Raw genomic sequence first — 15,088 nt, 5'->3', positions numbered from 1 at the left:
GAGGAATAATAGTTCGAATGGCTAAGCCTGCACTGTTTGCTGAAAAAAAACAGGAAATGTGTCCAGACTGTGGGTCAGTGCTGGTTATCCGTTCGGGTCGGCACGGCCCATTTCTTGGCTGTTCTGCGTATCCAGAATGTGAGTTCATTCGCCCGCTGAAAGCACAGGCTGATGGACATATCGTCAAAGTGTTAGATGGGCAGCAATGTCCGCTTTGTCAGTCGATCTTGGTCTTACGGCAAGGTCGTTATGGGATGTTTATCGGCTGTGGCAATTACCCTGAATGCCATCATACCGAGACTATCGATCGCCCTGATGATACGGCGATTCGATGTCCACAGTGTAATGAAGGCACGCTGTTACAGCGTAAATCTCGCTACGGCAAGGTGTTTCATTCTTGCGATCGCTATCCCGATTGCCACTTTACGTTAAACCATAAGCCGATAGCGGGTGAATGCCCTTATTGCCATTACGCTTTATTTTTTGAGAAAAAAACGGCACAAGGTATCAAGCTATTTTGTGCCAGTAAATTATGTGGAAAACCGATAGCGGTAGAAGTTGATAAGAATGAGTGATGTGTCTGATGAACGAATGATTCCCGTTTTGCGGGAGTTACATAACGAGCAGGTTATTGCGTACCCGACTGAAGCGGTATTTGGGTTGGGATGCGATCCTGATAGTGAAGTGGCGGTTAATCGACTGCTGGCGTTAAAACAACGCCCTTGGCAAAAAGGGTTGATCCTGATTGCGGCAGATTTTAGCCAACTGGCTCCTTATATTGATGACAGTGCGTTATCCGATGAGCAGAAAGCCGTGATGTTTTCCACATGGCCAGGTCCGGTTACTTGGGTATTGCCAGCAAAACGTACGACTCCGCAGTGGTTAACGGGGCAATTTTCTTCGCTTGCGGTGCGCGTTAGTGACCATCCGCTAGTCAAGGAACTGTGCCAGCGTTACGGTAAACCGTTGGTGTCGACCAGCGCTAATTTAAGTGGTCAACTTCCCTGCCGCACGGCTCAGGAAGTTTCTCTACAGTTTGGTGATGATTTTCCTGTGCTGGTTGGGGATGTTGGCGGAAGAATGAACCCATCAGAAATCAGGGATGTATTAACAGGCGAGCTTATTCGTCAGGGGTAACGACAAGTTGGAGAGGAACGTGTCTGAAGTAACGTCTTTTGCGGTTTTTGGCAACCCGATTGCGCATAGTAAATCACCTCGCATACATGAGTTATTTGCTGTACAGACGGGGATAACGTTGACGTACCAGCGCGTGTTGGCGCCTCTGGATAATTTTGAGCAGATGCTGCGCCAGTATTTTCGTGATGGTGCTGATGGGGCGAATGTGACAGCACCCTTTAAAGAGCGTGCCTTTGCCGAAGCCGATGAGTGTAGCGAGTGTGCCGCGCTTGCGGGGGCGGTCAATACATTGAAGAGATTGAGTGACGGCCGCCTGTTTGGTGATAATACCGATGGCATCGGTTTGCTCAGCGATCTGCAACGATTGGCTCTGGTGAAGCCGTTGGATCGTGTTTTGCTGGTTGGTGCGGGTGGTGCGGCTCGGGGTGTTATCCAACCCCTGCTGGCTTATGGCTGTAAAGTGGTGCTGACGAATAGGACTTTTTCCAAGGCCGATGCCTTAGCTAAGATCTTCCGTGATATTGGTGATATTAACGCTGTTGCTCTCGATGATTTACAGGGGCAGTCGTTCGATCTGATCATCAACGCCACATCTTCTGGTATGTACGATAGCGTTCCTAACTTACCGACAGAACTTATTTCGCCGGAAACGTGCTGTTATGACATGTTTTACCTGCCGCAGCTGACACCCTTTTTGTCATGGTGCGTACAGCATGGTGCTCTCCATTATGCAGATGGTTTGGGAATGCTGGTGGGGCAAGCGGCACATGCGTTTAAACTTTGGCATGGTGTTATGCCGGACGTGGAGCCCGTGATTGCTTTACTAAAGCAGGATCTTGCTAAATGAATCAGGCGATCCAGTTCCCCGATCGTGAAAGTTGGGATGATAAGGTAATGGCGATCCGCTTTCCCGTTTTAGTGAATGGCTTTCAGCAGGAATGTTTAGTCAGCGCAGAGCTGCTCCAGCAACGTTATGGCGGTGATAGCCCTGAACGGTGGCTGGCACTGTTCAGGGAGTATCGATGGGATCTTGAAGATGAACTGGAACAAATGATCGTTGCTGAAGAATGGGATGATGAGAGCCTGTAAATAATTCTGTGTAACTGCCACCGTATTAAAGGTGATCGCTCAGGCGGTCACCGAACTCGATAATAAAGCGGCTCATCGCCAGCCGCCAGTTTTGGATCGGCATACTCCATTTTTTTGAGGCATCTTTAATCGCCAGATAAATCACTTTCCGCACTGCGTCGTCTGTCGGGAACACTTTACGCTTCTTTGTCGCCTGTCGGATCACGCTGTTCAGTGACTCAATGGCATTCGTGGCGTAGATGGCCTTGCGGATATCGGGCGGGTAACCGAAGAAGGTGTTGAGATTTTCCCAGTGCGCACGCCAGCTTTTGCTGATTTGCGGGTATTTATCGTCCCAGAGACCCGCGAACGTATCCAGTGCCATCAGTGCGGCTTCCTCTGTCGGAGCCTGATACACTGTTTTCAGTCCACCAGTAACGGCTTTGTAGTCCTTCCATGATACGTATTTCAGGCTGTTGCGCACCATATGGATGATGCACAGCTGGATGTGTGTCTGAGGGTAAACGCTGTTTATCGCATCAGGGAAGCCTTTTAATCCGTCCACACAGGCAATCAGGATATCTTGAAGTCCTCGGTTTTTAAGCTCTGTCAGCACACTTAGCCAGAACTTTGCGCCTTCATTTTCTGCCAGCCACATCCCCAGCAGCTCTTTCTGACCTTCGGTATTAATGCCCAGAGCGAGGAACACGGCTTTGTTAATCACACTGCCATCCTGACGAACTTTTACCACAATACAGTCAAGATAAACAATAGGATAGAGCGGATCCAATGACCGGTTTTGCCACTCAGTAACCTGCTCTTTAACCGCATCGGTGACTTTGGATATCAGTGTGGGTGAGACATCAGCATCGTACATTTCCTTGAACGTGGCGACGATTTCCCGTGTGGTCATGCCTTTGGCATACAGAGATAAAATCTGGCTGTCCATCTGCGTGATGCGCGTCTGGTTTTTCTTGATGAGCTGAGGTTCGAAGGTGTTCTCACGATCACGGGGTGTGCTCAGTTCAATCTCACCATCGTCGCATAACAGCGTTTTGGAGGAATAACCGTTGCGGGTATTCGAGCCTGATTTTGGGGCATTTTTCTCGTGTCCGAGGTGTTCGGTTAACTCAGCATTGAGTGCGGTTTCGACGGTAAGCTTTGTCAGCATACGAGAAAACGCATTCAGGTCAGCTTCGGTTTTAAGGCCTTTAGCCAGTTCAGCAGCGAGTGCTTTGAGTTTCTTTTCGTCCATAGTTTGCCTGTCTCCGTTGTTGGAGTGAACATATCAAAAACAGGCAGATACACAATTTAAATTACAGTCTCGATGATGAAGGTTATTACTCATTGTCCTGAGCAAGATATTCATCTTTCCAACGAACATAGTTTTTTGCCGAGTAAATCAACCCTTCTATTTCTTCTTGTGTGAGTGGCCGAATTTTTTTGACTGGGCTGCCGAGGTATAGATGTCCCTTCTCTAGCCGTTTTCCTGGAGGGACCAAGCTGCCTGCGCCAATCATGACATCATCTTCAACAATTGCTCCATCCAAGAGTATTGATCCCATTCCGACCAAAACCCGATTTCCTATTTGGCAACCGTGCAGCATCGCTTTATGGCCCACTGTGACGTCTTCACCAATAATAAGTGGATTACCTTCTGGTTTTTTCTCTGAGCAGTGGGTGACATGAAGTACAGAACCGTCCTGAACATTACTCCTTGCACCAATAGCAATGTAGTTAACATCACCGCGTATGGCGACAAGGGGCCAGATGCCGACATCATCGCCTAGTGTTACCTTGCCAATCACCACGCTGGAATGATCGACCATGACTCTTTCGCCTAAAACGGGAGAAATACCGTTATAACGACGGAATGTTTTTGTACTCATCGATAACCTCGTAGTTATTTAGCATATGTAGTTATTTGCCACATACTGATGATTCGTTTTAGACAAAATATCGACAGATATGGGATGTCGGCAACTGAAAAGTGGCTTGGATCGAGTAAGATCTCATCGAAAGGGTCGAAAAACACGCGAACAGAAAAAAAGATCAAGAAAGTTGTTGTGTAACGAAAACGGATCCCTATAATGCGCCTCCATCGACACGGCGCTGTGAACACACAACCGGGTCGATAAAGAAAGGGAAAACGCTTTAAAATAAGCGTTGACTCTGAAGGTGAAAAGCGTAATATACGCCACCTCGCGAAGTGGTTAAGACCGCAACGCACTGCTCTTTAACAATATAATCAGACAATCTGTGTGGGCACTCACAAGACCGTATCTTAACGATATAAAAAAGTCTTGAAGAGTGAACAACAGTAAAATTCATTACGAATGAACAGTGACTAATTCTTTGAGCATCGCTGACGAGTTCAGCAAATCAAACAAATCTTAAATTGAAGAGTTTGATCATGGCTCAGATTGAACGCTGGCGGCAGGCCTAACACATGCAAGTCGAGCGGTAGCACAGGAGAGCTTGCTCTCTGGGTGACGAGCGGCGGACGGGTGAGTAATGTCTGGGAAACTGCCTGATGGAGGGGGATAACTACTGGAAACGGTAGCTAATACCGCATAACGTCTTCGGACCAAAGAGGGGGACCTTAGGGCCTCTCGCCATCGGATGTGCCCAGATGGGATTAGCTAGTAGGTGAGGTAATGGCTCACCTAGGCGACGATCCCTAGCTGGTCTGAGAGGATGACCAGCCACACTGGAACTGAGACACGGTCCAGACTCCTACGGGAGGCAGCAGTGGGGAATATTGCACAATGGGCGCAAGCCTGATGCAGCCATGCCGCGTGTGTGAAGAAGGCCTTCGGGTTGTAAAGCACTTTCAGCGGGGAGGAAGGCGGTGAGGTTAATAACCTTATCGATTGACGTTACCCGCAGAAGAAGCACCGGCTAACTCCGTGCCAGCAGCCGCGGTAATACGGAGGGTGCAAGCGTTAATCGGAATGACTGGGCGTAAAGCGCACGCAGGCGGTCTGTTAAGTTGGATGTGAAATCCCCGGGCTTAACCTGGGAACTGCATTCAAAACTGACAGGCTAGAGTCTTGTAGAGGGGGGTAGAATTCCAGGTGTAGCGGTGAAATGCGTAGAGATCTGGAGGAATACCGGTGGCGAAGGCGGCCCCCTGGACAAAGACTGACGCTCAGGTGCGAAAGCGTGGGGAGCAAACAGGATTAGATACCCTGGTAGTCCACGCTGTAAACGATGTCGATTTGGAGGTTGTGCCCTTGAGGCGTGGCTTCCGGAGCTAACGCGTTAAATCGACCGCCTGGGGAGTACGGCCGCAAGGTTAAAACTCAAATGAATTGACGGGGGCCCGCACAAGCGGTGGAGCATGTGGTTTAATTCGATGCAACGCGAAGAACCTTACCTACTCTTGACATCCACAGAATTTGGTAGAGATACCTTAGTGCCTTCGGGAACTGTGAGACAGGTGCTGCATGGCTGTCGTCAGCTCGTGTTGTGAAATGTTGGGTTAAGTCCCGCAACGAGCGCAACCCTTATCCTTTGTTGCCAGCGATTCGGTCGGGAACTCAAAGGAGACTGCCGGTGATAAACCGGAGGAAGGTGGGGATGACGTCAAGTCATCATGGCCCTTACGAGTAGGGCTACACACGTGCTACAATGGCGTATACAAAGAGAAGCGACCTCGCGAGAGCAAGCGGACCTCATAAAGTACGTCGTAGTCCGGATTGGAGTCTGCAACTCGACTCCATGAAGTCGGAATCGCTAGTAATCGTAGATCAGAATGCTACGGTGAATACGTTCCCGGGCCTTGTACACACCGCCCGTCACACCATGGGAGTGGGTTGCAAAAGAAGTAGGTAGCTTAACCTTCGGGAGGGCGCTTACCACTTTGTGATTCATGACTGGGGTGAAGTCGTAACAAGGTAACCGTAGGGGAACCTGCGGTTGGATCACCTCCTTACCAAGAAGATGTGTGTTAAGTGAAGTGCTCACACAGATTGTCTGATGAAAATACTGAGCAAGCGCACCTGTTGATGCGATGAGTGTAAACTCATGCTGACGCGATAGTGCCGAATTTCTGATTCGGTACGGATTTTTCGTGTCCCCATCGTCTAGAGGCCTAGGACACTGCCCTTTCACGGCTGTAACAGGGGTTCGAATCCCCTTGGGGACGCCAATCCGATAATGAGTGAAAGACATTATCATGAATATCTTAAAGATGATTCTTCGGAGTCATGTTTACGATATTGCTCTTTAACAATCTGGAACAAGCTGAAAATTGAAACATGACAGCTGAACATGCATTGGTACCTGCGGGTATGAATGGTGTATCAGTGCGTCAATGAGTCTCTCAAATAATCGCAGCGCGACGTTGGCTTTATTTATTAAAGACACCTTCGGGTTGTGAGGTTAAGCGACTAAGCGTACACGGTGGATGCCTAGGCAGTCAGAGGCGATGAAGGGCGTGCTAATCTGCGATAAGCGTCGGTAAGCTGATATGAAGCGTTATACCCGACGATACCCGAATGGGGAAACCCAGTGTGTTTCGACACACTATCATGACATGAATACATAGTGTCATGAGGCGAACCGGGGGAACTGAAACATCTCAGTACCCCGAGGAAAAGAAATCAACCGAGATTCCCCCAGTAGCGGCGAGCGAACGGGGAGGAGCCCAGAACCTGAATCAGTTTGTGTGTTAGTGGAAGCGTCTGGAAAGTCGCACAGTAAAGGGTGATAGTCCCGTACACAAAAATGCACAAGTTGTGAGTTCGATGAGTAGGGCGGGACACGTGACATCCTGTCTGAATATGGGGGGACCATCCTCCAAGGCTAAATACTCCTGACTGACCGATAGTGAACCAGTACCGTGAGGGAAAGGCGAAAAGAACCCCGGCGAGGGGAGTGAAATAGAACCTGAAACCGTGTACGTACAAGCAGTGGGAGCCTACTTGTTAGGTGACTGCGTACCTTTTGTATAATGGGTCAGCGACTTATATTCTGTAGCAAGGTTAACCGTATAGGGGAGCCGCAGGGAAACCGAGTCTTAACTGGGCGTTAAGTTGCAGGGTATAGACCCGAAACCCGGTGATCTAGCCATGGGCAGGTTGAAGGTTGGGTAACACTAACTGGAGGACCGAACCGACTAATGTTGAAAAATTAGCGGATGACTTGTGGCTGGGGGTGAAAGGCCAATCAAACCGGGAGATAGCTGGTTCTCCCCGAAAGCTATTTAGGTAGCGCCTCGTGAATTCATCTTCGGGGGTAGAGCACTGTTTCGGCTAGGGGGTCATCCCGACTTACCAACCCGATGCAAACTCCGAATACCGAAGAATGTTATCACGGGAGACACACGGCGGGTGCTAACGTTCGTCGTGAAGAGGGAAACAACCCAGACCGCCAGCTAAGGTCCCAAAGTCATGGTTAAGTGGGAAACGATGTGGGAAGGCATAGACAGCCAGGATGTTGGCTTAGAAGCAGCCATCATTTAAAGAAAGCGTAATAGCTCACTGGTCGAGTCGGCCTGCGCGGAAGATGTAACGGGGCTAAACCATGCACCGAAGCTGCGGCAGCGACACTTAGGTGTTGTTGGGTAGGGGAGCGTTCTGTAAGCCGTCGAAGGTGGCCTGTGAGGGCTGCTGGAGGTATCAGAAGTGCGAATGCTGACATAAGTAACGATAATGCGGGTGAAAAACCCGCACGCCGGAAGACCAAGGGTTCCTGTCCAACGTTAATCGGGGCAGGGTGAGTCGACCCCTAAGGCGAGGCTGAAAAGCGTAGTCGATGGGAAACAGGTTAATATTCCTGTACTCGGTGTTACTGCGAAGGGGGGACGGAGAAAGCTAGGTTATCCGGGCGACGGTTGTCCCGGTTTAAGCGTGAAGGTGGATGACCTTGGTAAATCCGGGTCGTCATTAACACTGAGGCGTGATGACGAGTCACTACGGTGATGAAGTAACCAATGCTACGCTTCCAGGAAAAGCCTCTAAGCTCCAGGTAACATCAAATCGTACCCCAAACCGACACAGGTGGTCAGGTAGAGAATACTCAGGCGCTTGAGAGAACTCGGGTGAAGGAACTAGGCAAAATGGTGCCGTAACTTCGGGAGAAGGCACGCTGATGGTAGGTGAAGTGACGTGCTCACGGAGCTGAACTCAGTCGAAGATACCAGCTGGCTGCAACTGTTTAATAAAAACACAGCACTGTGCAAACACGAAAGTGGACGTATACGGTGTGACGCCTGCCCGGTGCCGGAAGGTTAATTGATGGGGTCAGCCGCAAGGCGAAGCTCTTGATCGAAGCCCCGGTAAACGGCGGCCGTAACTATAACGGTCCTAAGGTAGCGAAATTCCTTGTCGGGTAAGTTCCGACCTGCACGAATGGCGTAATGATGGCCAGGCTGTCTCCACCCGAGACTCAGTGAAATTGAACTCGCTGTGAAGATGCAGTGTACCCGCGGCAAGACGGAAAGACCCCGTGAACCTTTACTATAGCTTGACACTGAACCTTGAGCCTTGATGTGTAGGATAGGTGGGAGGCTTTGAAGCGAGGACGCCAGTTCTTGTGGAGCCAACCTTGAAATACCACCCTTTAATGTTTGATGTTCTAACGTGGGCCCGTAATCCGGGTTGCGGACAGTGTCTGGTGGGTAGTTTGACTGGGGCGGTCTCCTCCCAAAGCGTAACGGAGGAGCACGAAGGTTAGCTAATCCTGGTCGGACATCAGGAGGTTAGTGCAAAGGCATAAGCTAGCTTGACTGCGAGAGTGACAGCTCGAGCAGGTGCGAAAGCAGGTCTTAGTGATCCGGTGGTTCTGAATGGAAGGGCCATCGCTCAACGGATAAAAGGTACTCCGGGGATAACAGGCTGATACCGCCCAAGAGTTCATATCGACGGCGGTGTTTGGCACCTCGATGTCGGCTCATCACATCCTGGGGCTGAAGTAGGTCCCAAGGGTATGGCTGTTCGCCATTTAAAGTGGTACGCGAGCTGGGTTTAGAACGTCGTGAGACAGTTCGGTCCCTATCTGCCGTGGGCGTTGGAAGATTGAGAGGGGTTGCTCCTAGTACGAGAGGACCGGAGTGAACGCACCACTGGTGTTCGGGTTGTGATGCCAATTGCATTGCCCGGTAGCTAAGTGCGGAAGAGATAACCGCTGAAAGCATCTAAGCGGGAAACTTGCCTCGAGATGAGTCTTCCCTGGGCACTAGATGCCCCTGAAGGGCCGTTGAAGACGACGACGTAGATAGGCTGGGTGTGTAAGCGTAGCGATACGTTGAGCTAACCAGTACTAATGACCCGAGAGGCTTAACCTTACAACACCGAAGGTGTTTTGAGAGTGACTCATAGAGACGTGTTTTGATATTTAGCTTGTTCAAAGATTGGTTCTGATGGTTGTGCGAGAGCGTGAGCGAAGCATGACGGTTAGAATGAAACAGAATTTGCCTGGCGGCGATAGCGCGGTGGTCCCACCTGACCCCATGCCGAACTCAGAAGTGAAACGCCGTAGCGCCGATGGTAGTGTGGGGCTTCCCCATGTGAGAGTAGGGAACTGCCAGGCATCAAATTAAGCAGTAAGCCGGAGCGATCTGGTGGTTGTAGAGAAATTCGGTGGAGCGGTAGTTCAGTTGGTTAGAATACCTGCCTGTCACGCAGGGGGTCGCGGGTTCGAGCCCCGTCCGTTCCGCCACTTATTAAAAATTATGCCTGCTTTTTTTAGCAGGCATAATATTAAGCGCAATTTAGGGGCGTAGCTCAGTTGGTAGAGCACCGGTCTCCAAAACCGGGTGTCGCGAGTTCGAGTCTCTCCGCCCCTGCCAAATAAAAACCCTTCACGTTTTTGTGAAGGGTTTTTTTTGATCTGTATTTATGCTCAATCCTGTCTTGTACCCCTCTTTTCTCTTTCCAATATCTCCGTTGTTTCTACTCTCTGGATATCTAATTAATCTAATGTGTTGTGATTTAATAGATAAAATTCGCTGATGTAATGCTGACAGATCGTGCTGATTTAGCTGTAAATATGCACAAAATCACCGTAATACCAGGTTGTGAACTTGCTCATCTACCTTGTTCGATATTTGAACTAAAACTATCTACAACCTGAGTGAACGGTAAATCGTTTTTCAGAACGATCCTTCAGGTCGCATTCACTTGCTAGTGGTATCTGCCAACATCACATCGATAGCGCTATAGCAGAAATTCGTAGCGCTATGTTGTACCTGAAATCTGACTAAGTAGCTGTAAGACTACGTAGAAGGAGTTTAAGTATGTACAGACGTTTACTGGTAGCTGTTGCTGTAAGCACGGCGTTGTGTGGTGCCGTACAGGCAAAACTCTTAACTGTTGGTTTTTCCCAGATTGGTTCAGAATCGGGATGGCGCTCTGCGGAAACTAAAGTATCAAAGCAGGAAGCCGAGAAGCGTGGAATAACGTTAAAAATAGCTGATGCTCAGCAGAAGCAGGAGAATCAGATTAAGGCTGTGCGGTCGTTCATCGCTCAGGGCGTAGATGCCATATTTATTGCGCCAGTCGTCGCGACAGGTTGGGCACCAGTCTTACAGGAAGCTAAAGAAGCAAAAATCCCAGTGTTCCTGCTTGATAGAACGATTGAGGTTAGCGATCCATCGTTGTACACCGCTGCTATCGCCTCTGATAGCGTCTATGAAGGAAAAGTAGCAGGGGAGTGGCTTGTGAAAGAAGCCGCAGGCAAACCTTGTAATGTTGTTGAATTACAGGGAACGGTTGGGGCTAGCGTTGCGATAAACCGTAAGAAAGGGTTTGCTGAAGGTATAGCTTCAGATCCACAGATAAAAATTATTCGCTCACAGTCGGGAGACTTTACTCGCAGCAAGGGTAAAGAGGTCATGGAAAGCTTTATTAAAGCGGAGCAGAACGGAAAGAATATCTGTGCGGTTTATGCACATAATGATGACATGGCTATAGGCGCTATTCAGGCAATTAAAGAAGCTGGCTTGAAACCTGGTTCACAAATAAAAGTTGTCTCCATTGATGGTGTTCCTGATATTTTCAAAGCCATGATGAATGGCGAAGCTAATGCCACCGTTGAATTAACACCTAATATGGCCGGGCCTGCTTTTGATGCTTTATTAGCGATGAAGAAAGACGGAAAACAGCCTGAAAAATTTATTCAAACCGAATCACGTTTATTACTGCCTGACACAGCAAAACAGGAATATGAAACCAAGAAAGACCTTGGTTATTGATATTTATATTGTGGATTCATGATTGATATAAGTATTTTTCTAAATACCTGGCAAAAGTATAAATATGGGAAAGTGGGCTTGCTATGTTTTTTGTACCGTTCAATGACGGGACAGTGAATATTGTCAGCCTACTTACCATAATATTACTCAGGTGTGACGTAGCCTTGTTAAGTTGTCGCATAGGTGATGCTGATGGAAACGACACGGTTGTTAGATATTCGGGGCATGAGCGTTGAGTTTCCGGGGGTAAAAGCATTAGATCAAGTGAACTTCACGCTTAATCGTGGCGAAATAGTGGCACTATTAGGAGAGAATGGCGCAGGGAAATCAACGTTAATTAAGGCGTTGACTGGCGTTTACCATCGCTCAGTTGGTGACATTATCCTCGATGGTATCGCGATTAATCCTGTCAATACGGCTCATGCTCAGTCGTTGGGTATTGGTACGGTCTATCAGGAGGTCAATCTATTACCGAACCTGTCCGTTGCAGCAAATCTATTTATTGGCCGTGAGCCCACTCGCTGGGGTATCGTGGATCAACATAAAATCCTGCGTCAGGCTGAAGCGCTTTTATTGAATTATGGGCTGATGATCGATGTTAGCCATCCGCTTGGTAATTACTCCATCGCAGTTCAACAAATTGTAGCCATTGCCAGAGCTATCGATCTTTCCGCTAAAGTTTTAATTCTTGATGAACCCACCGCAAGCCTTGATGCAAAAGAAGTCGATATGCTGCTGGATATATTGCGGAAGTTGCGCGATCGCGGAATCGGAATGATATTTGTGACGCACTTTCTGGATCAGGTTTACCGCATTAGCGACAGAATTACCGTTTTGCGTAATGGAAAATTAGTGGGGACATTATCTGCCGCAGAATTGCCACGTGTTGAATTAGTCCAAATGATGTTGGGGCACAGTTTTGATGAAACATTATTGAAGCGTGGCGAACATAGTGACGTCTCAGGTGAGCCCATCGTGCATTTTAAACACTATGGCCGACGTGGCTCTATTAATGACTTCGAGCTTTCCGTGCGTCCGGGAGAAATTGTTGGCCTTGCTGGTTTATTGGGTTCCGGCAGAACAGAAACCGCGCAGCTGATATTTGGCATCACCGTGCCTGATGCCGGAGAAGCAAGCGTTGATGGTAAACAAGTCAGCATTCGCACGCCGCGTGCAGCAGGAAAGCTCGGCTTTGGCTATTGCCCTGAGGATCGCAAGACTGACGGTATTGTCGGTGCTGCAACAGTACGAGAGAACATCATTTTGGCGCTTCAGGCGCAGCGCGGCTGGCTGAAGCTCATTTCCTTACGTGAGCAAACCCGTATCGCTGAAAAATTTATCAGCCTATTAGGGATTCGTACGCCCAGTCCAGAGCAGGAAATTCAGTATCTATCAGGAGGGAATCAGCAAAAAGTATTGCTATCGCGCTGGCTGGCAACAGAACCGCGCTTCTTGATTTTGGATGAACCAACACGAGGGATCGATGTTGGTGCGCATGCTGAAATTATTCGCCTGATCGAAAAACTGTGTGAGCAGGGGATGGCCTTACTCGTGATCTCTTCTGAATTGGAAGAACTGACCGGTTATGCGGATCGCATCATTGTACTGCGTGACAGGCGGCACGTTGCGCATCTCGAACATAATGAGATTTCGGTTGCCGCAGTGATGCAGGCAATCGCAGTACAAGCGGGAGCAACTGATGACAGACAATAACGTCAAACCTGCCAAAAAAGTCCGCCTAACATTCACCAAAGGGGTGCCACAGCTTCTCGCGCTCGTTGCCATCTTGTTGATTGATAGCATGGTCGCGCCCAACTTCTTCTCCCTCCACATTCAGGATGGGCGCTTGTTCGGTAGCCTTATCGACATCCTTAACCGCGGCGCACCCGTTGCGCTGCTGGCATTAGGTATGACGTTGGTGATTGCCACTGGCGGTATAGACTTATCGGTGGGCGCAGTTATGGCGATTGCTGGAGCGACAGCCGCAACACTGACCGCTGCTGGTCATCCACTCCCTTCTGTATTACTGATTGCTCTATTGGTTGGTGCGCTGTGTGGGCTATGGAACGGTTTTCTGGTTGCGGTGTTACAGATTCAGCCGATTGTAGCGACGTTAATGCTGATGGTTGCTGGGCGAGGCATTGCTCAGTTGATTACCGAAGGTCAAATTATCACGTTTGATAACGCCGGGTTGGCTAAGCTGGGCAGCGGAACCCTGTTCTATCTACCCATGCCAGTGATTATTGCCTGCGTAATGCTGTTGGCGCTGTGGATTTTGACGCGTAAAACGGCGCTTGGGCTATTTATCGAATCAGTCGGTATTAATTTGCGATCGGCTCGCAACGCTGGCGTGAGTACGAAGCTGGTATTGGTCGCAGCTTATGTCATATGCGGCGTGTGTGCGGCCGTAGCGGGCGTTATCGTGACGGCAGATATCCGTGGGGCGGATGCGAACAACGCGGGCCTCTGGTTGGAATTAGACGCGATTCTGGCTGTGGTGATCGGTGGCGGGTCGCTACTTGGGGGGCGTTTTAATTTGCTGCTCTCTGTCGTCGGTGCCTTGATTATTCAGAGTATGAATACTGGCATCCTGCTGTCTGGCTATCGGCCGGAATTCAACCTGGTTCTGAAGGCTCTCGTCGTTCTGCTGGTTTTGGTTATGCAATCTCCACGTATTTCGCTGCACCACCTGTTCAGGAGGAAAACATAATGTTGAAACGCCACTTCCCCCTGTTGATGACGATTTTGGTATTTATTGCTGGCTATTTATTCTGTCTCAGCCAGTTTCCCGGCTTTGCGTCGACGCGAGTTTTCTTTGATTTACTGACGGATAACGCTTTTTTGGGGATCGTGGCGGTTGGGATGACGTTTGTCATCCTGTCTGGTGGAATCGATCTCTCTGTAGGGTCAGTGATTGCATTTACGGGTGTGTTACTGGCCAAACTGATTGGTACGTATGGCATTGATCCTTTCTTTGCGTTCGCAATAGCGCTGGTGATAGGCGCCATGTTTGGTGGGTTGATGGGATGGATTATCGATACGCTCAAATTGCCAGCCTTTATTATCACGCTGGCGGGTATGTTCTTTGTCCGAGGAATGAGCTTTATCGTCTCACAGGAGTCGATTCCAATCGATCACCCGGTCTATAGCCAACTGGCGGGTTTAGCATGGCGCATGCCGGATGGAGGACGGTTTACCTTTCTGGCGCTGGTTATGTTGATTGTGGTACTGCTGGGGATCGTGATGGCGCACCGTACCCGTTTCGGTAACCGTGTTTATGCGATCGGGGGTAGCAGCTATTCAGCGGAACTGATGGGGGTGCCTGTCAGGCGGACGACGATTCATATCTACATGCTTTCCAGTACGTTAGCGGTGCTGTCAGGTATTGTTTTCTCTCTCTACACCTCTGCGGGTTATGCTCTGGCGGCAAGCGGTGTAGAATTGGATGCCATCGCTGCCGTTGTAATCGGCGGCACGCTACTGACCGGCGGTGTCGGAACCGTATTGGGAACCCTGTTTGGCGTGCTGATTCAGGGCCTGATTCAGACGTATATCACGTTTGACGGCACCTTGAGCTCATGGTGGACAAAAATCGTCATTGGTTTCCTGCTGTTTGCTTTCATTGGGTTACAGAAGGCGTTAAGCACATTCTGGTTAACCAGACGTGCTTAAGTGGGTTGTGAG

Annotated in this window: 10 protein-coding genes, 3 tRNA genes and 3 rRNA genes; 14 read left to right on the top strand and 2 right to left on the bottom strand. The window is 49.3% G+C overall.

Translation table 11 applies throughout. The features are described 5' to 3' along the window. Positions 1 to 17: 17 nt before the first annotated feature. From DMB82_RS18160 to DMB82_RS18145, 4 genes are read left to right on the top strand one after another with little or no spacing between them, the layout of a single operon-like run. Positions 18 to 575 carry a DNA topoisomerase family protein gene (locus DMB82_RS18160; RefSeq protein WP_102119289.1) on the top strand — a complete coding sequence of 186 codons (558 nt, stop codon included), beginning with the start codon at positions 18 to 20 and terminating at the stop codon, positions 573 to 575. Then, entirely contained in the window at positions 568 to 1,137 is a 570-nt protein-coding gene (tsaC, locus tag DMB82_RS18155; protein WP_102119288.1) for an L-threonylcarbamoyladenylate synthase type 1 TsaC, read from the top strand. Before DMB82_RS18160 ends, tsaC begins: the two co-directional genes overlap by 8 nt. A 19-nt stretch (positions 1,138 to 1,156) precedes the next feature. Next, positions 1,157 to 1,984 (top strand): shikimate dehydrogenase, encoded by an 828-nt coding sequence (aroE, locus tag DMB82_RS18150; RefSeq protein WP_102119287.1) that lies wholly within the window; start codon positions 1,157 to 1,159, stop codon positions 1,982 to 1,984. Then, positions 1,981 to 2,226, top strand: coding sequence for a DUF1488 family protein (locus tag DMB82_RS18145; RefSeq protein ID WP_116164899.1), 246 nt, complete (start codon positions 1,981 to 1,983; stop codon positions 2,224 to 2,226). The genes aroE and DMB82_RS18145 overlap by 4 nt, the downstream gene beginning before the upstream one ends. Positions 2,227 to 2,251: 25 nt before the next feature. Here the strand turns inward: DMB82_RS18145 and DMB82_RS18140 are convergent, their stop codons facing one another. Together DMB82_RS18140 and DMB82_RS18135 are read right to left on the bottom strand one after the other, a co-directional pair. Further along, positions 2,252 to 3,460: an IS256 family transposase gene (locus DMB82_RS18140; protein ID WP_228400018.1), complete on the bottom strand. Its 1,209-nt coding sequence runs from the start codon at positions 3,458 to 3,460 to the stop codon at positions 2,252 to 2,254. 85 nt (positions 3,461 to 3,545) lie between these two features. After that, positions 3,546 to 4,094: a gamma carbonic anhydrase family protein gene (locus DMB82_RS18135; protein WP_102119285.1), complete on the bottom strand. Its 549-nt coding sequence runs from the start codon at positions 4,092 to 4,094 to the stop codon at positions 3,546 to 3,548. Between the two features lie 506 nt (positions 4,095 to 4,600). On the opposite strand from DMB82_RS18135, the gene DMB82_RS18130 reads away from it, so the two are divergent. The 10 genes from DMB82_RS18130 to yjfF all read left to right on the top strand — a co-directional run bounded on the left by DMB82_RS18130 (position 4,601) and on the right by yjfF (position 15,076). Continuing rightward, a 16S ribosomal RNA gene (locus DMB82_RS18130) occupies positions 4,601 to 6,142 on the top strand. A gap of 140 nt (positions 6,143 to 6,282) precedes the next feature. After that, positions 6,283 to 6,358 (top strand) — tRNA-Glu (locus DMB82_RS18125). A 231-nt stretch (positions 6,359 to 6,589) separates the two neighbouring features. After that, positions 6,590 to 9,496 (top strand): 23S ribosomal RNA (locus DMB82_RS18120). A 129-nt stretch (positions 9,497 to 9,625) separates the two neighbouring features. Further along, a 5S ribosomal RNA gene (rrf, locus tag DMB82_RS18115) occupies positions 9,626 to 9,741 on the top strand. The 16S, 23S and 5S rRNA genes sit together here with 3 tRNA genes alongside, the layout of an rRNA operon. 52 nt (positions 9,742 to 9,793) lie before the next feature. Beyond that, positions 9,794 to 9,870, top strand: a tRNA-Asp gene (locus DMB82_RS18110). Positions 9,871 to 9,924: 54 nt separating this feature from the next. Then, a tRNA-Trp gene (locus DMB82_RS18105) sits at positions 9,925 to 10,000 on the top strand. Between the two features lie 447 nt (positions 10,001 to 10,447). Continuing rightward, entirely contained in the window at positions 10,448 to 11,404 is a 957-nt protein-coding gene (gene ytfQ, locus DMB82_RS18100) for a galactofuranose ABC transporter, galactofuranose-binding protein YtfQ (protein ID WP_116165040.1), read from the top strand. Positions 11,405 to 11,596: 192 nt separating this feature from the next. Beyond that, on the top strand, positions 11,597 to 13,117 hold the full coding sequence (ytfR, locus tag DMB82_RS18095; RefSeq protein WP_116165042.1) for a galactofuranose ABC transporter, ATP-binding protein YtfR: 1,521 nt from the start codon (positions 11,597 to 11,599) through the stop codon (positions 13,115 to 13,117). Then, complete coding sequence (gene ytfT, locus DMB82_RS18090; RefSeq protein WP_010294686.1) at positions 13,104 to 14,114, top strand: galactofuranose ABC transporter, ATP-binding protein YtfT; 1,011 nt, start codon at positions 13,104 to 13,106, stop codon at positions 14,112 to 14,114. Before ytfR ends, ytfT begins: the two co-directional genes overlap by 14 nt. Continuing rightward, entirely contained in the window at positions 14,114 to 15,076 is a 963-nt protein-coding gene (yjfF, locus tag DMB82_RS18085) for a galactofuranose ABC transporter, permease protein YjfF (protein ID WP_102119499.1), read from the top strand. The genes ytfT and yjfF overlap by 1 nt, the downstream gene beginning before the upstream one ends. Positions 15,077 to 15,088: the final 12 nt, after the last annotated feature.

It is taken from the genome of Pectobacterium aquaticum, from assembly GCF_003382565.3.
GTDB lineage: Bacteria > Pseudomonadota > Gammaproteobacteria > Enterobacterales > Enterobacteriaceae > Pectobacterium > Pectobacterium aquaticum.
The sequence above is the reverse complement of the archived record's forward strand: the minus strand, read 5'-3'. Positions and strand labels throughout refer to the sequence as shown.